Annotated in this window: 19 protein-coding genes; 6 read left to right on the forward strand and 13 right to left on the reverse strand. The window is 53.0% G+C overall.

What is annotated here, in order from left to right; all coding sequences use genetic code 11:
* Window positions 1-7: 7 nt before the first annotated feature.
* The 3 genes from umuC to V2154_RS07940 form a co-directional block, all read right to left on the reverse strand.
* A complete protein-coding gene (gene umuC / locus V2154_RS07930; RefSeq protein ID WP_353501756.1) occupies window positions 8-1,270 on the reverse strand; it encodes a translesion error-prone DNA polymerase V subunit UmuC in 1,263 nt (420 codons plus the stop codon).
* The gene (umuD, locus tag V2154_RS07935) at window positions 1,270-1,692 is read right to left on the reverse strand and encodes a translesion error-prone DNA polymerase V autoproteolytic subunit (protein ID WP_353501757.1); all 423 of its coding nucleotides are present in this window, start codon (window positions 1,690-1,692) and stop codon (window positions 1,270-1,272) included. The genes umuC and umuD overlap by 1 nt, the downstream gene beginning before the upstream one ends.
* Window positions 1,693-2,056: 364 nt before the next feature.
* Window positions 2,057-3,058 (reverse strand): AraC family transcriptional regulator, encoded by a 1,002-nt coding sequence (locus tag V2154_RS07940; RefSeq protein WP_353501758.1) that lies wholly within the window; start codon window positions 3,056-3,058, stop codon window positions 2,057-2,059.
* 60 nt (window positions 3,059-3,118) lie between these two features.
* Between V2154_RS07940 and V2154_RS07945 the strand changes: the two genes are divergently transcribed.
* A complete protein-coding gene (locus tag V2154_RS07945) occupies window positions 3,119-4,306 on the forward strand; it encodes an MFS transporter (RefSeq protein WP_353501759.1) in 1,188 nt (395 codons plus the stop codon).
* A gap of 67 nt (window positions 4,307-4,373) precedes the next feature.
* Here V2154_RS07945 and V2154_RS07950 read toward each other — a convergent pair whose 3' ends face one another.
* The 6 genes from V2154_RS07950 to V2154_RS07975 form a co-directional block, all read right to left on the reverse strand.
* Window positions 4,374-4,556 carry a hypothetical protein gene (locus tag V2154_RS07950; RefSeq protein WP_353501760.1) on the reverse strand — a complete coding sequence of 61 codons (183 nt, stop codon included), beginning with the start codon at window positions 4,554-4,556 and terminating at the stop codon, window positions 4,374-4,376.
* A gap of 79 nt (window positions 4,557-4,635) precedes the next feature.
* Window positions 4,636-6,813, reverse strand: coding sequence for a catalase/peroxidase HPI (gene katG / locus V2154_RS07955; RefSeq protein ID WP_437341996.1), 2,178 nt, complete (start codon window positions 6,811-6,813; stop codon window positions 4,636-4,638).
* 496 nt (window positions 6,814-7,309) lie between these two features.
* A complete protein-coding gene (locus V2154_RS07960; RefSeq protein WP_353501762.1) occupies window positions 7,310-7,960 on the reverse strand; it encodes a DUF1120 domain-containing protein in 651 nt (216 codons plus the stop codon).
* A gap of 138 nt (window positions 7,961-8,098) precedes the next feature.
* Window positions 8,099-8,722 (reverse strand): DUF1120 domain-containing protein, encoded by a 624-nt coding sequence (locus V2154_RS07965; protein WP_353501763.1) that lies wholly within the window; start codon window positions 8,720-8,722, stop codon window positions 8,099-8,101.
* 38 nt (window positions 8,723-8,760) lie between these two features.
* Entirely contained in the window at window positions 8,761-11,424 is a 2,664-nt protein-coding gene (locus V2154_RS07970; RefSeq protein WP_353501764.1) for a fimbrial biogenesis usher protein, read from the reverse strand.
* A 45-nt stretch (window positions 11,425-11,469) separates the two neighbouring features.
* Window positions 11,470-12,174, reverse strand: a complete 705-nt coding sequence (locus V2154_RS07975; protein WP_353501765.1) for a fimbria/pilus chaperone family protein — start codon at window positions 12,172-12,174, stop codon at window positions 11,470-11,472.
* A 667-nt stretch (window positions 12,175-12,841) separates the two neighbouring features.
* Between V2154_RS07975 and V2154_RS07980 the strand changes: the two genes are divergently transcribed.
* The gene (locus V2154_RS07980) at window positions 12,842-13,804 is read left to right on the forward strand and encodes a LysR family transcriptional regulator (RefSeq protein WP_353501766.1); all 963 of its coding nucleotides are present in this window, start codon (window positions 12,842-12,844) and stop codon (window positions 13,802-13,804) included.
* Window positions 13,805-13,861: 57 nt separating this feature from the next.
* Window positions 13,862-14,131 carry a hypothetical protein gene (locus V2154_RS07985; protein WP_353501767.1) on the forward strand — a complete coding sequence of 90 codons (270 nt, stop codon included), beginning with the start codon at window positions 13,862-13,864 and terminating at the stop codon, window positions 14,129-14,131.
* A gap of 102 nt (window positions 14,132-14,233) precedes the next feature.
* On the opposite strand, the gene rluF is transcribed toward V2154_RS07985, so the two are convergent.
* Window positions 14,234-15,103 carry a 23S rRNA pseudouridine(2604) synthase RluF gene (rluF, locus tag V2154_RS07990; RefSeq protein WP_353501768.1) on the reverse strand — a complete coding sequence of 290 codons (870 nt, stop codon included), beginning with the start codon at window positions 15,101-15,103 and terminating at the stop codon, window positions 14,234-14,236.
* Window positions 15,104-15,346: 243 nt separating this feature from the next.
* Between rluF and V2154_RS07995 the strand changes: the two genes are divergently transcribed.
* Genes V2154_RS07995 through V2154_RS08005 form a run of 3 tightly spaced genes read left to right on the forward strand, consistent with a single transcriptional unit; the run spans window position 15,347 to window position 16,648 of the window.
* Complete coding sequence (locus V2154_RS07995) at window positions 15,347-15,925, forward strand: NADPH-dependent FMN reductase (protein WP_353501769.1); 579 nt, start codon at window positions 15,347-15,349, stop codon at window positions 15,923-15,925.
* A 3-nt stretch (window positions 15,926-15,928) separates the two neighbouring features.
* Window positions 15,929-16,084 (forward strand): XapX domain-containing protein, encoded by a 156-nt coding sequence (locus V2154_RS08000; protein ID WP_154147579.1) that lies wholly within the window; start codon window positions 15,929-15,931, stop codon window positions 16,082-16,084.
* 3 nt (window positions 16,085-16,087) lie between these two features.
* Complete coding sequence (locus V2154_RS08005; protein ID WP_353501770.1) at window positions 16,088-16,648, forward strand: NADPH-dependent FMN reductase; 561 nt, start codon at window positions 16,088-16,090, stop codon at window positions 16,646-16,648.
* A 2-nt stretch (window positions 16,649-16,650) separates the two neighbouring features.
* Here V2154_RS08005 and V2154_RS08010 read toward each other — a convergent pair whose 3' ends face one another.
* The 3 genes from V2154_RS08010 to V2154_RS08020 form a co-directional block, all read right to left on the reverse strand.
* Entirely contained in the window at window positions 16,651-17,442 is a 792-nt protein-coding gene (locus tag V2154_RS08010; protein WP_353501771.1) for an AraC family transcriptional regulator, read from the reverse strand.
* A 139-nt stretch (window positions 17,443-17,581) separates the two neighbouring features.
* Window positions 17,582-18,049 carry a hypothetical protein gene (locus V2154_RS08015; protein ID WP_353501772.1) on the reverse strand — a complete coding sequence of 156 codons (468 nt, stop codon included), beginning with the start codon at window positions 18,047-18,049 and terminating at the stop codon, window positions 17,582-17,584.
* A 189-nt stretch (window positions 18,050-18,238) separates the two neighbouring features.
* On the reverse strand, window positions 18,239-18,637 hold the full coding sequence (locus V2154_RS08020; protein WP_353501773.1) for a RidA family protein: 399 nt from the start codon (window positions 18,635-18,637) through the stop codon (window positions 18,239-18,241).
* Between the last annotated feature and the right edge of the window lie 172 nt (window positions 18,638-18,809).

Raw genomic sequence — 18,809 nt, forward strand, 5'->3', positions numbered from 1 at the left:
GGGTTAGCTATTTCGCCACCGGCAGGTCCGCGTATCGGGTGGTGTAAGCAGGGGAAAGCATGTCACGTTTCATTGCCCAGCTTTTCTGGATGCCTTGTCCTGCGAACCATAATTTACCTTTGCCACTCTGGTTCAGGCCATCGACGACGCGCATTAGTGCTTCGCTGTTGGCCTGCGGCTTGAATTCGTCAAATAGGTTCAGTTGCGAGATGCCCTGACTGAAGAAGTCGCCCAGCATCACGCCGGCTTTCATATATCGCGGCCCGTCCAACCAGATGCTATCAAGGGCATTCATGGCAACACGGACAATATCGCGCGTATCGTTTGATGGCGTTAATAGCTTGCCCATCGCCTGATTCCCGTAAAAGGTTTCGCCAACGGCATGCGGGCTGCTGCGGACAAATACGGCGATCTGCCGGCAGTACTGTTTTTCGCTACGCAGCTTTTCGGCGGCCCGTTCGGCATAGGAGCAGACCGCCTGGCGCATATCGGCATACTCTGTGACGCGATAACCAAAGGAGCGAGAACAGACGATCTGCTGTTTAGTAGGCGCGAACTCTTCCATCTCGAGGCAGGGCTCTCCGCGCAGTTCCCGCACCGTGCGCTCCAGCACCACGTTGAAGTGTTTGCGAATGACGTAGGTGCTTTGCTCCGACAGGTCTTTAGCCGTCAGGATACCCATGGCATTCAGCTTCTTGCTGATGCGTCGGCCCACGCCCCATACGTCCTCTACCAGCGTTAGCGCCAGCAGTTTTCGCTGGCGTTCGACGTTTGACAGGTCCACCACGCCGCCCGTTTGCGGCCACTTCTTCGCCGCGTGGTTGGCCAGCTTTGCCAAGGTCTTGGTGGGAGCAATGCCGACACCCACGTTCAGATGCGTGTCGCGCTTGACGCGATCCCGGATCTCCCGCCCGAACTCTTCCAAACTCCGGCTGTTGCGAAACCCGGTCAGGTCAAGAAAAGCTTCATCAATGCTGTATATCTCAACCGACGGCGCTAGCTCCTCCAGCGTGGTCATCACTCTGCTGCTCATGTCCGCGTACAGCGCATAATTAGAGCTAAATACGTGGATTTTATGCTTCTTTATCTCATCTTTTATTTTGAAATAAGGCGCGCCGGTACGGATCTCTAAGACTTTAACTTCGGCTGAACGGGCAATCACACAGCCATCATTATTGCTGAGGACCAGCACTGGTTTGCCGCGTAAATCAGGTCTGAATACCGTCTCGCAGCTGGCATAAAATGAGTTCACATCAACGAGCGCGAACATTAGCGCCTCAAGGTCATGATGGAGTGCTTCACGACGCCAAAGATTTCAAACTGATCCGGCTCGGTGATCGGGATGATGGCGTGTGCCGCATTCATCGGCTTCAGGTGCAGAAAGGGTCTTACCATCAACTGCTTAACCGTAAATTCCCCCGACAGCGCGGCTACAATAATGTCGCCGTGCTCGGCTTTGATGGAGCTGTCGACAATCAGCATGTCGCCATCCTTAATGCCCGCATCAACCATGGAGTCGCCGCTCACCTTAATGAAATAGGTCGAGCTAGGGTGGCTCACCAGCAGATTGTTCAGGTCAAGGCGCTGCTCAACATAGTCCTGAGCGGGGGAAGGAAACCCGCAGGGAACGCGATCAATGAACAGCGGCAACTCTGACACGGGGCGGATGTCCGCAGGTTTGAAAAACTCCATGGTTCTACTCTCAATGGTAACTGTGTTTATATACAGTATTATTGATCTGCGTGATGGATCAAGTCGATTTAGAGCCGTTTGGATAAAGGCCTTGTCAGCAAAGGGAATTTAGTTGGGAGCCTAATGGCGAGCCTCTGAAACAAGATCCTGCTGTCGGTGAGTTACTGTCAATTTGACCGTGGTGAGATTAATTATTCTAAAAATCAATGAAATAACTATTTCTACACGGGTTGCTTTCCCTATACCAACAAGTCCCTTAATGATTGAAAGGTAAGAAGATGGCGATACTGGGAAATACGCGATTTTCACGGACAGAGTACAAAACCCTGCGAGGCAGCAGAGGGTGGGAACAAACCTTCTCGCGTCACTCGCTGAAAAGCTGCCGGCTGGCACCGGGGGATTGTCCTGTGATGCGTTTGAACGCCCGGCTGAACGCCGCCTGCGAGGTATAACCCAGACGCTGAGCCACGGTTTCTATCGACAACCTTTCTTGAGTCAGTAGCTGATTAGCCAGCCGCATTCTTAATTCTGCCACATAGCGCAGCGGCGGCACGCCGATAGTGTCGCTAAAGCGTCCGGCGAACACCGAGCGCGAAGTATGGGATTCCGCCGCCAGTTCGGCCACGGTCCAGTCTCGGCCCGGTTGCCGATGCAGCGCCAGTATAGCGCGTGCCAGCCGGGGATCGCGCAGTGCCGCCACCAACCCCGACGCGTTATCACACCCGCACTCGACCCAGCCGCGCACCATCATCGCCGCGACCACGTCTGCCAGCCTCGCCAGAATGCCCGCAAAGCCAATGCGTCCGGCACAAATCTCGCGCTTCATCGCGTCAAGCATCGGCACTAAGTCGGAATAACGCGCCCCCGTGACGTCAGCCACCATGATGTCCGGCATCAGTTTGCCCAGACTCTGCATGCCGCCAAGGTCAAACTCCATGCAGCCATAGAACAGTACGGCGCTTGGGATAGGATGGGTGCTCGGGCAGGTGTTCACGCCGCTGACATTATCGCCGAGCGGAGCCGCGGCGAGGGTGTCGATGCCCTGCACCGGCAGGTCAGGGGCGGAGAGCAACTGATGAGCACTGCCCTGCGGCAGCAATACCGCATTACCCGCAGACAGCCGGTGCAGGGTGCCGTCGTGAGTGCGCAGGAAGGCCGATCCCACGGCCAAAAAGTGGAAATAGGCGTGGCCCGGCCGGCTTTCAAACGCCAGACCAAAATCAGGCCCGGTTTGAATGCGGCGATATCGCACGCCGCGCAGGCGCATGCCGGTCAGCAGCTCGCTTATCAGATCCGACGACAGCGCAAATTGTTCGTGTTCCGTCATTTCAGGTGTTTTGGTCAAAGATTCAGGAGTGACCATCATAGATCATCCTAAGCCTTCTCCCTAGAATTTCGCTCTACGATTCTTTAAGGGAAGTTTTCCATGAGTAATAACCGTTGTGATGCCGTAGCGGCAGGCCAGATTGAACCCACTTCCGCCGCGTGGGTGGCCGTGTTTTCACTGGCGATGGGGGTGTTTGGGCTATTAACGGCGGAGTACTTTCCCGCCAGCTTGTTGACGCCGATGGCCGCTGACCTTGGCGTTTCTGAGGCGCTGGCCGGGCAGGCCGTCACCGTGACCGCTGTCGTGGCGCTGTTTGCCGGGCTGTTGGTGCCACGGCTGACGCGCACCTTAGATCGCCGCCTGGTACTGCTGAGTTTCACCCTGCTGATGATTGTCTCCAACCTGCTGGTGGCCTTATCGTCCAGCCTGACAATTGTTTTAATCATGCGCATCCTGCTGGGGATTGCGCTCGGAGGGTTCTGGAGTATGGCGGCGGCGGTTGCCATGCGTCTGGTCCCGGAAAAAAGGGTGCCGCGCGCGCTGTCGATTATCTTCAGCGGCATTGCGGTGGGCACGGTCGTCGCCGTCCCACTCGGAAGTTACCTCGGCGGGCTGTATGGTTGGCGCAGTGCGTTTGTGGCCGCCGCCGCCGTGGGCGCAATCACGCTGGTTTTCCAGTGGTGCACCTTGCCACAGATGGCGGCGCGAAAACTGCTGAAAACCGCGTCAGTGCTGGCGTTGCTTCGCCGGCCCGGTATCAGCATTGGCATGTTTGGCTGCGTGCTGGCCCACACCGGGCAGTACGCGTTGTTTACCTATATTCGACCTGCCTTAGAAAGCGTGGTGCAAATAGATGTCGACGGTTTGGCACTGATGCTGCTCGGCTTCGGTATTGCCAACTTTGCCGGCACGCTGTTGGCCGGGTGGGTGATGGAACGCAGCCTGCGGGCCACCTTGGTCATCATGCCGTCGCTGGTGGGCATTGCCGCGCTGGCGATGGTTTCTCTGCCGGTTCAGGCCACGGGCCTGATGCTGCTAGTGGCACTGTGGGGGCTGGCTTTCGGCGGCATCCCCGTCGCCTGGTCAAACTGGGTGGCGCGATCCTTACCCGATCAGGCCGAAAGTGCAGGGGGCATGGTGGTTGCGGCAGTGCAATCCTCCATCGCTGCAGGCGCGGCTTTGGGCGGGCTGGTGTTTGGATTTAGCGGCGTCAGCGGGGTCTTTGTGGTTTCTGGACTAGTGATGTTGCTAGCCGCGCTGGTGATTGCATTACGGGTAAAAGGCTAGGGGGAGAAGTGCGCAAAGGGGGCAATAGGGAGTGGCGTGGCCGGGCAGCACGGTGTCACGCAGAGACTTAATCCCTCACCAAATGCTGAAATTCGGCCTTCTTCAGCCCGGTGATGGCTTCAATATCTTGTAAGGAGAGGCCCAGCTGAGAAAGGCTGGTGATCCTCTGATGATCCAGCGAGTGGGAACAGATAACGCGAAGCTCGCCATGGTTGCCTTGGGGATTGAAGTCCAGTTGTTCTGCGGGCATGGTCACTCCTTCTCTATCGTTGTAGCATCGTTATGGTCGTAAAAAAAGGGGGATGGCGACATCCCCCGATTAACATCAACTAGATATCGAATCTGTCCAGATGCATCACTTTGCTCCAGGCGGCAACAAAGTCTTTCACAAACTTCTCTTTGGCGTCGGCGCTGGCGTAAACCTCGGCAATTGCACGCAAAACGGAGTTAGAGCCGAAAACAAGATCCGCGCGGCTGGCGGTAAATTTCACCTCGCCGGTCACGCGATCGCGGCCTTCAAACAGCTGTTTCGCGCCATCAATGGCTTTCCACTCATTACGCATGTCGAGCAGATGAGTAAAGAAGTCAGCATTAAGTTCCCCCACGTTATGGGTGAAAATCCCGTGACGGCTGCCGTCGAAGTTGGCACCCAAGGCTCTTAACCCACCCACTAACACGGTGAGTTCAGTGACGGTCAGGGTCAGCTGCTGGGCTTTATCAATCAGCAGGTTTTCCGTCGCGCCGTGCAGGGTGTTTTTCAGGTAGTTGCGGAAGCCGTCTGCCTTAGGTTCGAGCAGGTTGAAAGATTCCACATCCGTTTGCTCCTGACGCGCATCGACGCGGCCTGCGACAAACGGCACTTCGATGGTCACGCCTGCGGCTTTCGCAGCTTGCTCGACGCCCACGATACCCGCCAGCACGATGATGTCGGCCAGAGAGGCTTTGTGGAACTGCTGTTGAATGCCTTCCAGCGTTGGCAACACGCGAGCCGCCGTGGCGTTAACTTCCCACTCGCGCTGTGGCAGCAGCGCGAGGCGCGCGCCGTTGGCTCCACCGCGTTTATCACCACCACGGAAGGTAGAAGCAGAAGCCCATGCCACCGAGGTCAGTTCGCTAACGGTCAGACCAGAATCAGCAATCTTCTCTTTCAGGAAGGCGATATCGCCGCTGGTTGGCTGATAGGTGGCTTCCGGCAGTGGATCTTGCCAAATCAGGTTTTCAGCCGGGACTTCAGGCCCGATGTAGCGCGCCTTTGGCCCCATATCGCGGTGAGTCAGCTTGTACCAAGCGCGGGCAAAGGCTTCGTTGAAGGTCTGCGGATCGTTGAGGAAGCGACGAGAGATCTTCTCGAACTCAGGGTCGAAGCGCAGCGTCAGGTCGGTAACGAGCATGGTCGGCTTGTGTTTTTTCGACGTATCAAAGGCGTTAGGAATGATGTCTGGGGCATCCACGGCTTCGAACTGGATCGCGCCCGCAGGGCTGCGAGTCTGCACCCATTCGTATTTGAACAGGTTCTCGAAGAAGTAGTTGCTCCACTGGGTCGGGGTCTGGGTCCAAGTGACTTCTAGCCCGGAAGAGATAGCATCTGCGCCGGAACCTGAGCCGTAGCTGCTGTTCCAGCCAAAGCCTTGGGCTTCGATCGGGGCGGATTCCGGGTCAACGCCAACATGGTCGGCGGAGCTGGCACCGTGAGTTTTACCCAGCGTGTGACCACCGGCAATCAGGGCCACGGTCTCTTCGTCGTCCATCCCCATATTGCCGAAGGTGGCGCGAATAGCCGAAGCTGCGGAAGCCGGGTCGCCGCTGTGCTCCGGGCCTTCCGGGTTAACGTAGATCAGGCCCATTTCGGTAGCACCTAGTGCGCCCTGAGCCAGTGATTCCGGGTGACGATGCTCAAGCCAGGTCTTCTCGCCGCCCCAGTTGATATCCTGATCTGGCTCCCAAACGTCTTCACGCCCGGCACCAAAACCGAAGGTGCGGAAACCTGAGTTCTCTAGCGCGACGTTACCCGCCAGAATATACAGGTCGGCCCAAGAGATTTTCTGGCCATACTTCTGTTTTACCGGCCACAGTAGGCGGCGTGCTTTGTCGAGGCTTACGTTGTCTGGCCAAGAGTTGAGGGGAGCGAAACGTTGCTGACCGCGACCCGAGCCGCCGCGACCGTCAACAGAACGGTAGGTACCTGCGCTGTGCCAAGCCATACGAATGAACAGCCCGATATAGCTACCCCAGTCGGCTGGCCACCAAACCTGAGAGTCGGTTAATAGGGTTTTGATATCGGCTTTAAGCGCGTAGTAGTCGAGCTTTTGGAACTCTTTACGGTAATCAAAATCTTCACCTAAAGGATTAGAACGGTCGGAGTGCTGATTTAAAATGTCGACTCTTAACTGGCTTGGCCACCAGTCTCTATTATTTGTCCCGCCGCCAGCAGTTTCATTAGGCTTCGCTTGATGAAACGGACATTTACCGGGAGATGACTCGCTCTTGTTATCAATTAATTCGCTCACTTGCATACCCTCTTTATGGATGTTTCATCATTAAGATAGCCAAGCGAATGATTAAGCGATAGCCGCCTTATTCTATAGATTTGATAGTTGTTTCCAACCATTAGGAATAGTGACTCACAAGGTATTAGCGAAAAAACTACACATAAATTTAATAATTAAAATATTTTTTTGAAAAAGAAAAAACTTTATGCGCTTTAAAGCTGAACTATTACATATGGCGTTAGGAATTTAGGTATGGTCAACGCCACTATTACCAGCGTAGGTATCTATGCTCCCTGAGTCACCGCCTCTTTAACCTGCAAATTAGCACTCGGGCCGGCAAAGACGGAGGAGGCAGTGGTCATCAGGCAGGCGATGGAGGTCATTTTCAGGACTGATTTCATGTTAATACTCTCCATATTTGGTTTTCCATATTAGTTGTTTTCCTTTTATCGCGTCTTTAATCCGGCCCGCTTATTTCGGCGAGCCGAATTAACCATATTAACCTTTAAGGCTTTTACAGATATTCAAAATTAATGGTGGCGTTGCCGTCCAGATTAGCCGTCTCGGTAATGCCGCGCAGGTCAGCGCTGAGGGCCGGCGTGGCCTTCAGATCGAAGGTGAACACGGTGGCCTCTTTCGGCGCGGTGGTGCCGGTTGTTGCGTAGGTCAGGTACTGACGCGCGGTGTTGTTATTGAGCAGGGTGTCGAGGGTCATTTTGCTCCACGCGGTTTTATCCGAGCTCATCAGCAGGTCGCCGGCGGTGGCGTCGCCGTTGATGGCGGAGATGCTCAGGCCGTAGGAGCCGATGTTGACATCGCCCGCTTTGCCCAGGCCAAACGCCGTGGTCGCCGACGTTGGCTCATTGCTGTGCGCCGCCACGGAGTCCGCGCGGTTGTCAACAAAGCTCATCGCCACTTTGGTGGCGCCGGTGCAGGTGACGGTGGCGGTAACGGAGCGCGCCGCCAGCGCCAGAGTGCCGGTATTTGGCAGTTGGTCGACAGAGGTTGCGCCAAAGTCGATAATGCCGCCGTTACCCAGAACCGGCGTACAGGCACCCGGGGTGATGGTGCCGGTGATGCGCAGGGTCGCGGTCGGGCCAGCGAAGGCGGAGGTGGCGGCTGCCATCAGGCAGGCGATAGCGGTCATTTTCAGGGCTGATTTCATGTTAATACTCTCCATTTGTTTAACTTTCCATTTAAGACAGCAATAAAAACCATGGTTTTTATTTAACTGTTAATAAGTGCTCTGCGTTTAACGCAGGGTACTCACTGCTTCTTTTACAACGCTTTTCACTACTTCGGCTTAATTCACGGGTACTAATTCAATATTGAGCAACTCTTCTTGCACATAAGCGTCCGGTACCACAAAAGCTGACTCCATTAGGTAAGGAGTGATGGTGAGTACGGCATTCAAATTCGTTCCTTGCAGGCTGCTAGTGTCACCAATGGTGATCTCATCATCTGAACTTAAGGTTTGGCTGTCTGCGATAGCAGGAGCAATAGCCACGCCTTTATGCTTGGTTTTTGTCAGTTGCACGGCATTACCGTCGAGCACTGCTGAACTCAAGATGGCGCTGACTTTGCCTTTTTGACCAAATGAGAAGTCACCATCATTTAGACGGTTGCCAGTGAAGCGCAAATGCATCTTTTCTGCCTGTGGACAGATGATCGTAAGGTTGCTACTACGCGGGGTCAGCGCTGTGGCATTTCCCTGCGCAGTGCTAACAAAAGTTTGGCGGCTTTTGAGCAACTCACCGTAGCTTTGCCCGCTAGGGGAGAGCGTTATCGTGCAGTTATTGATATCAGCCTGGGCTGGCTCGCTGACCAGCATGGTGCAGGCCAGCGCCAGTAGCATGATGATCACATAACCGGCGTCTCCCTTAAGTTTGGGGGTTTTGGTTTTCAATATATTTCTAAATTTTTGCATGTCTTTATCTCCTGTGGGCGATAGCAGTTAGCTGGCCTTTATTCGGCCAGGCAGGTTGCGCCTACGTTTTCATAGAATTCATTCAGATCGGGCGTGTCGCTAAGCGAGAATTTAAGTTTGCACTTATGGCCGGCATCATCCGTCAGGGCGAACAGATCACCTGCGTTGGCTACGTCAGTCACAAACACCACGCCGTCTTCCACCGCAGTGGTGACGTACTGGTTGTTCCTGTCGAAAATTACCGCGCCTTTCTGGACGAGTTTGCCGTCTGGCATCGTCAGCTTCAGCATGACCCTTCTGACAGTCAGCACGCCAAAATGCAGTTTGCTCACCGAGCCGTGCCCGGCACTCAGAGATTTCATCCCGTTGTTCACATCAACGTTTTTCGGCAATGTTTCGGTATTGACCATCACGTTAGAGTTTTTATATGGACTGAGGGAAGGCACGACAGCCTGACCCCACTTATCTGTCCATACCGTGCCTTGTGGCGTGCTGATTTCTACTCCAGACACATTATTGCCAAGTGAGGCAATGCCGAAGGTATCCTGCACAGCATAAGGAGAGAAGGTTACGCCGCCGCTGTGGGCTACAATTGCACCATCAAGCGTCGCAGATCTATTACGACTATTGTCCGAGTCTCCACCCGCATTCACGCTAAGTCGCGTGTAATGCAGGTTGGCGTTCAGGCCGCCATTAACGCTGTTTTTGCTACCCGGATTGGCATTTTCAGCCGACACGGTGTAACCCAGATCGCGCGTAATATTGCCCGCTGTCTGCATGCCGTAGCTGGTGTCTTGACCATCGTTACGTGCATAGCTGTTGAGGCTTTGTTTACCAAACGGAATGCTAACGTTGATGTAAAAAGTGTCGCCCCGGTCGTCATTGTAATTCTGGTAATTATTGGTATTGCTGCTACTCCGGTTGTTGTTACTGTCAATTTCGTGCTGCCAGTTAGCGCTCACCGAAGCGTACTTAAAGGTCTTACTCCATGAAGCAATGACGCGTTTGGAGTCGCTGCTGCTGTCAAAACCCACTGATCGGGAATAGCCCAGAGAGAAGCTACCCATGATGTCGTTTGACCAACCGGTGGAGAGCGAGTAGTCGTTTTTGGTATGGCTGCTCTTATCGTCCTGAACATAGGTGTCTTGTAGGTCACGATAGCCCTGGCTGTTCTGCGTGCCGGACACATTGAAACTCAGTTGATAAGGCGCGGCATAGCTGGCAGAGAGGGTGAGCTGCTCGCCTCTATTGTTGTTACGTTTATCAGCGGCGCTTAGCACTTTGGCGCTCAGCATGAGGTCTTTGATTGGCAAAAGGTCAACGCCGCCCGCCACGGCCTGATATTGATTAGCCCCCATCAGACCTGCGTTGAGGTTCATATACTTGGTGGCTTTCCAGCCATTGGAAACAGTGGCAAGCCACGGATCGCCAAAATTGGTATCAACGTCACGTACTTTACCTACCGCCATGGACATCCCTTGAGGGCGGCCAAGATTGGTCCCTGAAAGGCTGGCTGCGGGGACGGTAAAATGGCTAGTGGAGCCGGAGGACTCAGTGATGGTGACATTCAGATCGGTGTTAGCACTAATAACAGGGACGTTGTCCAACGTGAACGGGCCTGCCGGAACCAGCGTCGAATAAATCAGTGCACCGGACTGTTTGATATCTACACGTGCCTGCGATGTTTGTGCCAAACCTGTGACGGTCACGCCACTGCCGCCGTCTCCATCAAGGGCGGTTTCCGGTATCAGTTGCGCACCGTTAATGGCGCTCCCAGAGAACAGCGTGCTGCTGACGTTAATCTGCCCGATCTGGGCAATTTTTTTGATGCCAGTGAAGGAGTGCTGGGCATAGGTGTAGAGGGAATCCCTGGTTACCTTGCCGTCACTATCGCTGACCATCTGCTTACTGCGCAGTAACCAATCGGAGATATTGAAACCCGCTTCGAACATCCCTTGGTTGTACTTGCTGCTACCACCGTCAAAACTATTGTTACTGGTAAACAGTGAGTAGTTAAGAAGAGCTGCCGTGCCGCCAGTATTGTAGTTACCGGTCTGCATGGACAGGGGCTGAAGTGCTTCTGGCGGAGTCACCAGCTCAATGCGGTCTTCACTCGGATAGAGGCTAAATGCGGTACCGGGAAAAGCGTTCGCATAGTCGTAGCACACCCCAGCATCATCTTTTGCAGGGATGCCTTCAGGTAACAGAATATCAACGGGAGCTGCATCGGCAGTTGGCTGACCTTTCTGCTCAGGGAGTGGCTCGGTGGGTTGAACCGGCGTGGAATGCACGTCTTTGGGTATTTTCAGACCAGCAGCTTCTAAAAAGGCGCGATCAACGCAGGGTTGCCCCTGAGAATCAAAGGTGACCGAAATATTGCCTTTCGGATTACCGTTTAATGAAAATGACACTAACTTACGACCGGGCGAAAAGCGTGCAGCTCGGGCAAAGTATTTAGCGATAGAGGGGTCGACGCCGCGAGAGCGTAGCGTTTCCATATCAAAATTTAATGCCAAATCACTGCCCGAGTCTGAGGGGGTGATGGCTGCGGTCTCTATAGGTGCAGGGCTTGGTGTCACTGCGGCCATCGCGACTGGGTCTTTGCTGGCTTGAATCTCTCTTGCCATTTCACCAGCCCGGACATCGTACGAGCCGCCGGCTAATGCCGCCGCAATGAGCAACGACAGGTGCGTCTTTTTCATTTTGCTTTCATCCATCCTTGAGAACTGATATCCCTGATATGAAAATCATTTCAGCGTGGCGATGTAGCTTCCTGCATCAAAGCCGAAACGTGATGATGGGAAAATTTTCACTTGTTTGTCAGAAGTGGCGGAAGCCAGGTTGATGCTGAGCGTCTCGCCCGGGAGGATGAAGGTCTTGCCAAGAGTGCCTGCGATATTGGATGGCTGAGTCAGCACCTGCGGTGACATACGCACGACATAGGCGCTCGGATTGGTAACTTTCAGAACTTTACCTTCAGCCTTCCACTCCAGTTTTTCCCACGGTGTAGTGAATTCCGGCAGGCCTTTCGGATGAATGATGACCGGCAGATTCTGGCGAATGGTGGTGGTGATTTGCTTTTTACCCACGGCCTTGGCCTGCGGGATCCCTTCGAAGATAACGCGTTTGTATTGTTCAACTTGCAGCGGAGCCGTGGTGTTCAAGACAAAGCGCACACGCTGGGTCTGGCCCGCTTCGAGGCGCACAATTGGCTGTGTCGCAACCAGCATGACCCCTTTGTTGCTGCTGCCATCAGTTTCCTGAATGGTGGTGTAGAGCAGGGCAGCCTTGTCGTCAGTATTTTTGACGTTCATGCTGCCGCCGCCATCAGCTTCATCAATAAGCAAAACTGAGGTTTCTGGAACCATGCCGGTGGCGTGAGTCAGCGCAGGGGTTAATGCTAACAAAGCGCCAGTAATCATGAGGCTGCAACAAGTCATTTTACTTTTCATGAATGCCTTTCTCTTAATAATGGAGTCGCGTAACACAACGTAATAGCCCAGCTTTCATCAATGTGATCGAGCGATTTGTTATTAAGTTGGCTGCGTAAACTAAAGGTAAAAGATGATTAATAGTTACTTCTTAAATAGAATCACCAAATAAGATCTTTAGTGCATATTTATATCTGCACTGAGTTAATTTGCATGATCATCCACCAAAATACAAATATTGTGAACCCGCAATAATACGAAAAGCGTTTTCGTAATTTATGAATTAGCCATAAAAAAACAAACCTTGATAATCTCGAAAAATCATTTTGGTATAGCTATCATGCGGTTGTATTTGTTAAATGAATAACATGTCATTTACATTTATTAAGTTGTGGTATAGCAAATTGAGATGCAGTTTTTTATTAAATTACTCATTCTTTTAATGTGGGAATAATTGTAGTTAGAATAGATGGATAACCTCTGTACTGAGCCTAGAATAAAACATTAATTTTTTTTCGATTCCACTAAAGAAGACTATGAAAAGGGTCGCTTTTACCTATGGCAAAACCAGGTGCAGCGATCTTAATCATGAAGGTTAGGTTTAAGAATTTATGACTCAGAGTGCTAACCGCCAAATCTATATTTTGTGAATATATAATTTTTAACAATATTTTCCTGGAGAACAGAATTGCAAAAGAAACAAAAGAGCGCGGTTAGCCAGTTCGATCTGAATCTAATGAGCGTGTTTGATACAGTTTATCGGCTGAATAGCGTGACCAAGGCTGCTGAAGCAATGGGGCATGCACCATCTTCAGTCAGTCAGTCATTACACAAACTGCGTGAATTTTTTTCTGATCCATTATTTGTGCGCGCGGGTTCTGGACTGGCTCCAACGGCTACGGCAACGGATGTTCATCGCAAGCTGTCCGAAAAATATGACAGTTTGATCGCAAGCCTTGAGGATCTGTCGCAGACAAGTAGTAAAAATCTTCTTATTATTCAATGTCATCCTTATGTTGGATTGCGTATGATGCCGGCCATTGCCTGGTGGATGGAGCAGAATGCGCCCTGTTGTAAGATTGTCCATCGCGAATTGGTTCGTTGCCAGAATACTCCCGAAGATCTGCTCTTACAGCGTGGGGTCAATTTGGTGCTGGATGTTCTCCCTGCCTACAATTTATCTCTTGAAACTCATCGAGTGCTGGAAGAGCAGGCCGTATTTGTTTGTCGGGAGAGGCATCCAAGGCTTGGAAGTTGCATTACTCGGGAGGAGGCGGCATTAGAACGCTTCAGCATGCTGGACTCTTCAGGCATAGATATACAGCGTTTTCAGGTTCACATTAACAAGTCTATTGGTGAACGCAATTTCGCGATAAAAAGTAGTTCACTGATGACTATTCTTTCCGTCATTGAAGCGACGGATATTGTCGGCGTTATTCCCGTTTGGCTCTATGAGCGCCTGAAAGGTAACTTTAAAGTACGAACCCTCACTCAAGCATTCAGTTCCATTCCTATTCCTATTTACATGATGTTTAATAAATCTTCATTAAAAAATGAAATGTTCACCTCATTAACCAAGTGGCTTGAACAACATTTTCATGAGGGGGGCGACACCTTAGGATTTACTCAAGACGCGGTAATAAATAATTAAAACATATAGCCCTATTATCATTAACTTTTAATCATCATCACTAAGAATGGTAGCTGCATGAAATTAATCAATGATGTGACTGAGTTCAGAACATGGCTGATTGAGGAGTTTTATTATTCATCAGAAACTGCGTTGCGCGACATTTCCTCGCCAATTTCGTATGAATTTGATTTCCTGCCGGAAGCAGAGCGACTGTGCCCTAAATTTTTCCCTTGTTTGGTTTATTTAACGACGTCGGATAATCCGAAAGAACCTACTCAGATTAAAGTGATCTCTAAAGAGCAACTTACCGCCTGGGCCAATGAGATGGGACAGCATGTTGCCTGACTGATTTTTCTCCGGCAGGAGAAGAAGGCTTATTGCTTCGCCCGCCTGAGCGGCGGGCAGAGAGTGGGAAAGTGAGCAGTGAGAAATGAAAATGAAAAGGGCTTAACGGCCCTTTTTCTTGCGCCCCGGTTGTGCAAATCGCTTGCGGGAGGCCGCGTTGCCGTCGGGTTTTTCGGCCACTTTAGGTTTGCTGATAGTCGGTTTTTTGGCCGCTGGCTTGGACTGAGGTTTCTTCGCCGGTTTATCTTCTGAAGAAGAGTTTTCAATAAGCTTGAACAGCTCGATCAGCTCGTCGTCGGTCAGGTCACGCCATTCACCCAGCGGAATTCCCTTCAGATTGACGTTCATGATGCGCGTGCGCTCAAGCTTGGTGACTTCATAACCAAAGTGTTTACACATGCGACGGATCTGGCGGTTAAGCCCCTGAACCAGCGTAATGCGGAAGACAAAAGGGGCTTCCTGCTTCACTTTGCATTTCTTGGTCACGGTGCCGAGCATCGGTACACCGGCGCTCATGCCCTGAATAAATTCGTCGGTCACCGGCTTGTTCACGGTCACCACGTACTCTTTCTCGTGATTGTTGCCAGCACGCAGAATTTTGTTGACCAGATCCCCGTGGTTGGTCAGGAAAATCAGCCCCTGCGAGTCTTTATCCAGACGGCCAATCGGGAAGACGCGCTTGCTGTGGTTGACGAAATCACTGATGTTGTCGCGCTCGCCTTCTTCCATCGTGGTGATAATGCCCACCGGCTTATTCAGTGCGATCAGCACTAAATCTTCTTCATCGCGCGGCTCGATAAGCTGACCGTTAACCTTCACGACGTCACCGGCAAATACCTGAGCGCCAACGGCGGCGCGTTTACCGTTGATAAAAACGTTGCCTTGCTCAATGTAGCGATCGGCGTCACGGCGAGAACAGATGCCGCTCTCGCTAATGTATTTGTTAAGACGAATAGATGAGTTAGTCAGCATGGTTTCTCCGTAAAACGCGGACTATACATTATGCGAGTTAGCTTGCGAAGCCTGTTTGCGGCGAATCGTGCAGGGGATCAACGGGTTGAAATGGCGCGCAAAGCTGCCTTGATGAGGCAATAGGCAGACGATTGGCAATCAGGAAAAACACATTGGCGGATTGGCGAAAGAAACTAATATTTATTGCTTATAAACTTCAGTCATCAACTTACCATCTGGGTAGATGCCTTGACCGGAGTGAACATGAACACAACTTTGAAAGTGGCGGGGATTGCCGGAAGTCTGCGCGCAGGCTCTTTTTCTCACATGATTATGAATACGCTGGCGGAACAACTGCCCGCAGGCGGCTCGCTGCACAATATCGATATCGGCGCACTGCCGCATTACAACGAAGATCTTGAGCGCCACGCCTTGCCGGAATCCGTGGTGAATGCCCGCGCGACGGTCAGTGAGTCCAACGCGGTGTTTATCGTCACGCCGGAGTTTAACCACGGTATGCCGGGCGTGCTGAAAAACACGCTGGACTGGCTCTCACGGCCGGCTTTTAACAGCCCGATGCTACACAAATATGTGTTCTTTATGACTCATTCGCCGGGGGCGCTGGGCGGCGTGCGTGCGCAATATCAGCTGCGCGAAACCTTGGCATCCATGCACTGTAACTTTGTGCCGATGGGTGAAATTGCCATCCCGCACATCGGGGAGAAGGTCGAAGATAATCGCCTGACTGACCTGCGTAGCGTCGAGTTTATCCGCCAGCAAATGGCGCGCTTTATCGACAAAGCGCAGGCCGCGTCGGCCCAGTTAAATCAGGCTGGGGGCTAAGTGATGCAGATGCTGCTGGCGCTCGGCGCGGGCCTGTTTGTCGGCCTGCTGTTCTCATGGCTGCGCGTGCCTTTGCCTGCACCGCCCACGCTAACCGGCATTATCGGCGCGTTCGGGGTGTTTATGGGCAGCGTGCTATTTCGGCTAATCGTAAGGTAACCAATGAAAATACAGATCATTATTGGCAGTGTTCGAGAAGGCCGTATTGGCCCGCAAATCGCCCAGTGGGTGCATGACAGCGTGATAGCCGCAGGCGAAGAGTGTCGCGCAGAAATTATCGACTTGGCGCAGTGGCCGCTGCCGATGGACGACGAGCCGTTTATGCCTTCTTCCGGCCAATATCTTCAGCCGCACACGCTGCGCTGGAGTGAGAAAATCAGCCAAGGGCAGATGATGATTTTTGTCTTCCCGCAATACAATTGGGGCTACCCAGCGGCGCTGAAAAATGCCATCGACCACCTTTATCATGAGTGGAAAGACAAGCCAGCCCTGATGATCAGCTACGCCAATCGCGGCGGCGGTAAGGCCGCAACTCAGTTAAAGCAAGTATTGGAAGGTATTCACATGCAGCCGCTGAGTGCGGGCATTGAGATTAAACTCTCCGAGCTGGAGTTCGCTGAGGATGGCGCGATTGCTCAGGCGGCCAAAGGGCTGAGTCCTTATCTTCCACGGCTGGTTGACGCGCTAAAAGAGGCACTTTCGCTCACTCACGCAAGCCGTTAACTCTAGGCCTCTTCCGACTGTTCGCGCATCAAAGACATATAGCGTCGCGGCGGCACGCCCAGCACGCGGGTGAACAGGGTGGTGAAGCTGCTGGCGCTGGAATAGCCCAGCTCCAGCGCGGTGGCGGTGATGGTATGACCGCGAGCCAGCTTATCGATAGAGGTCACCAGGCGCATATGCTCGCGCCAGCGGCGGAAAGTCATCCCCGTCTCGGCGACAAACAGCCGGGAGAGGGTGCGTTCACTGCTGTTCACCCGTGCGGCCAGCGCCTCAATGCTCAAATCCGCCCCCGGTTCCTGATGCAAAATAGCAATCGCCTTGCGCAAGCGTCGGTCCTGCCCGTGAGGCACAAACAGGCCGGGCGTGGCGACGGGACGCACCAGCTGTAATACCATCAGTTCGGCAATCAGCCCCAACGATTGCGCCACGCGCTCCGCATTTTTCTCCTGCTCATCCTCCAGCCTTACCGCCTCGCGGGCCAGTTCACGCAGTAAATCAGACACCGCCAAAGCCCGACACTCGGCGGGCAGGCGCTGGGCAATCTGCGGCGGGAAGTTAACATTTATCAGCGACGACGTTTCACTGTAAGACGCGGCGTGCGGCGTCTGCGGCGGCACCCATACCGCCAGTCCCGGCGGGGCCAGCCACCAACCTTTATCCGCCGTGACGCGCATTGTCCCGCCCAGCACCACCGTCAATTGCCCGCTATGGTGTTGATGCGTCGGCACACCGCCACCGGCAGGATGGACAATTAAACGGGCACTAAGAGGTAATGAGGATGGGGTGGTGGGCATAGTGGATTCGGTGGGCTAATGAGTTAGCTACTAATAATAGCGCGATCATCAACAAAAACTACCTTGTCCATAAAGGGCACATTGAAGAGGGGAAGTGCCTGCGCCTGATACCTTAATATCAGGCGCGAGGAAGGGCGGGTTAAGCCTGCGGGTCCTGCGTGATGTCGGTGATTTTAGGGCCTTGCGGGTCCTGAGGTTGTGGCTCGGCCACGGCCTGTTTGGTCGGCGGGGTGCTTAGCTCGGAGAAGGCTGGCTTGGAGGTGGCAACCGAGTAACCGACATACTTCTCATCATCCGGCGACGTGGTGACTTCTACCGATGGAATGGTCACGCGGCCAATCAGCGAACGGGCATAGCCGCCCACTTGGTGCTTACCGGCTGGCAGGTGGACTTCCATGCTTTCACCAATCGCCAGTGCACCGGCATCGCTGCCGTCTACGGTGACAAATACTTTGGTGCCATCGTCAGTTTTAGCCGGAACGTGGGTCACGGTGACGCGGGTCGGGCCTGAGGTAAAGTCAGGTGCTGGCTCGGCTGGGGCGTGTTTTGCACAACCGGTAAGCGCAAAAGCAGCCGCAACGGCGGCGAGGGTGAAACGATGAATCATAGCGCGGCATTTTCCTCTAAGGATTTTGTGATCTAAGTAGCAATATACCCGATCGGGAGAAAGAGATGAATGCAGCGACGGGGAACTCGGAGGATTCTATTGTCAGCAATAATAAATGGCGACTTACTGATTTAAGGGGAAAGCCCAACGTTTCAGCCAGACTCCCCTAAGGCTAATTTTCTAAAGCGCTCAGGCCGGGCGCTTCACCGCGATACATTTCACTTCAACCAGTAAGCCCGGATGAGCCAACTCGGTGACGCCGATGCAGGTCCATGCGCATTTCCCGCGAGGGAAAAGACGGTCTTTGACCCGGCGGAAAACGTCCATATGTTGTTTCATATCAACGTGATAAGTTGTCATCTCCACCACGTCGTCGAAGGTGCATCCCGCCTGTTCCAGCACGGTACGCAGGTTCTCCCAGCAGGCAGTGAACTGTGTTTCAGGATCGCTGATCACTTGCAAATCTGCCGTACGGCCAACCTGACCAGCGCAATAAAGGGTATTGCCGACCAGCACCGCTGGGGCGTAACCGGCTCTCTCTGCTAACGCTTGCATCGCCGGGGGCGTGATGATTTGTCTGTCTGACACGACGGAAATCTCCTGATTAGGATAGAAATTTACATGGGCAAATGCCCATCGCCTGAGGATTATCATACCTTTAGCAGAAGGAGATAGGGAGAGAGGCGGATTGTCATAAAGAGCTAAAGTAGCCTGCTAACGAATACCGAAAAGGGGGAAATAACGCCCTTGTTGAAAAGGG

The organism is Ewingella sp. CoE-038-23 (assembly GCF_040419245.1).
GTDB classification, from domain to species: Bacteria; Pseudomonadota; Gammaproteobacteria; order Enterobacterales; family Enterobacteriaceae; genus Ewingella; species Ewingella allii.

Excerpts from the sequence above, each read along its gene's own strand:
- umuC (WP_353501756.1), bottom strand. The coding sequence starts at position 1,270 with ATGTTCGCGCTCGTTGATGTGAACTCATTTTATGCCAGCTGCGAGACG.
- umuD (WP_353501757.1), bottom strand. The coding sequence starts at position 1,692 with ATGGAGTTTTTCAAACCTGCGGACATCCGCCCCGTGTCAGAGTTGCCG.
- V2154_RS07940 (WP_353501758.1), bottom strand. The coding sequence starts at position 3,058 with ATGATGGTCACTCCTGAATCTTTGACCAAAACACCTGAAATGACGGAA.
- V2154_RS07945 (WP_353501759.1), top strand. The coding sequence starts at position 3,119 with ATGAGTAATAACCGTTGTGATGCCGTAGCGGCAGGCCAGATTGAACCC.
- V2154_RS07950 (WP_353501760.1), bottom strand. The coding sequence starts at position 4,556 with ATGCCCGCAGAACAACTGGACTTCAATCCCCAAGGCAACCATGGCGAG.
- V2154_RS07960 (WP_353501762.1), bottom strand. The coding sequence starts at position 7,960 with ATGAAATCAGCCCTGAAAATGACCGCTATCGCCTGCCTGATGGCAGCC.
- V2154_RS07965 (WP_353501763.1), bottom strand. The coding sequence starts at position 8,722 with ATGCAAAAATTTAGAAATATATTGAAAACCAAAACCCCCAAACTTAAG.
- V2154_RS07970 (WP_353501764.1), bottom strand. The coding sequence starts at position 11,424 with ATGAAAAAGACGCACCTGTCGTTGCTCATTGCGGCGGCATTAGCCGGC.
- V2154_RS07975 (WP_353501765.1), bottom strand. The coding sequence starts at position 12,174 with ATGAAAAGTAAAATGACTTGTTGCAGCCTCATGATTACTGGCGCTTTG.
- V2154_RS07985 (WP_353501767.1), top strand. The coding sequence starts at position 13,862 with ATGAAATTAATCAATGATGTGACTGAGTTCAGAACATGGCTGATTGAG.
- rluF (WP_353501768.1), bottom strand. The coding sequence starts at position 15,103 with ATGCTGACTAACTCATCTATTCGTCTTAACAAATACATTAGCGAGAGC.
- V2154_RS07995 (WP_353501769.1), top strand. The coding sequence starts at position 15,347 with ATGAACACAACTTTGAAAGTGGCGGGGATTGCCGGAAGTCTGCGCGCA.
- V2154_RS08000 (WP_154147579.1), top strand. The coding sequence starts at position 15,929 with ATGCAGATGCTGCTGGCGCTCGGCGCGGGCCTGTTTGTCGGCCTGCTG.
- V2154_RS08005 (WP_353501770.1), top strand. The coding sequence starts at position 16,088 with ATGAAAATACAGATCATTATTGGCAGTGTTCGAGAAGGCCGTATTGGC.
- V2154_RS08010 (WP_353501771.1), bottom strand. The coding sequence starts at position 17,442 with ATGCCCACCACCCCATCCTCATTACCTCTTAGTGCCCGTTTAATTGTC.
- V2154_RS08015 (WP_353501772.1), bottom strand. The coding sequence starts at position 18,049 with ATGATTCATCGTTTCACCCTCGCCGCCGTTGCGGCTGCTTTTGCGCTT.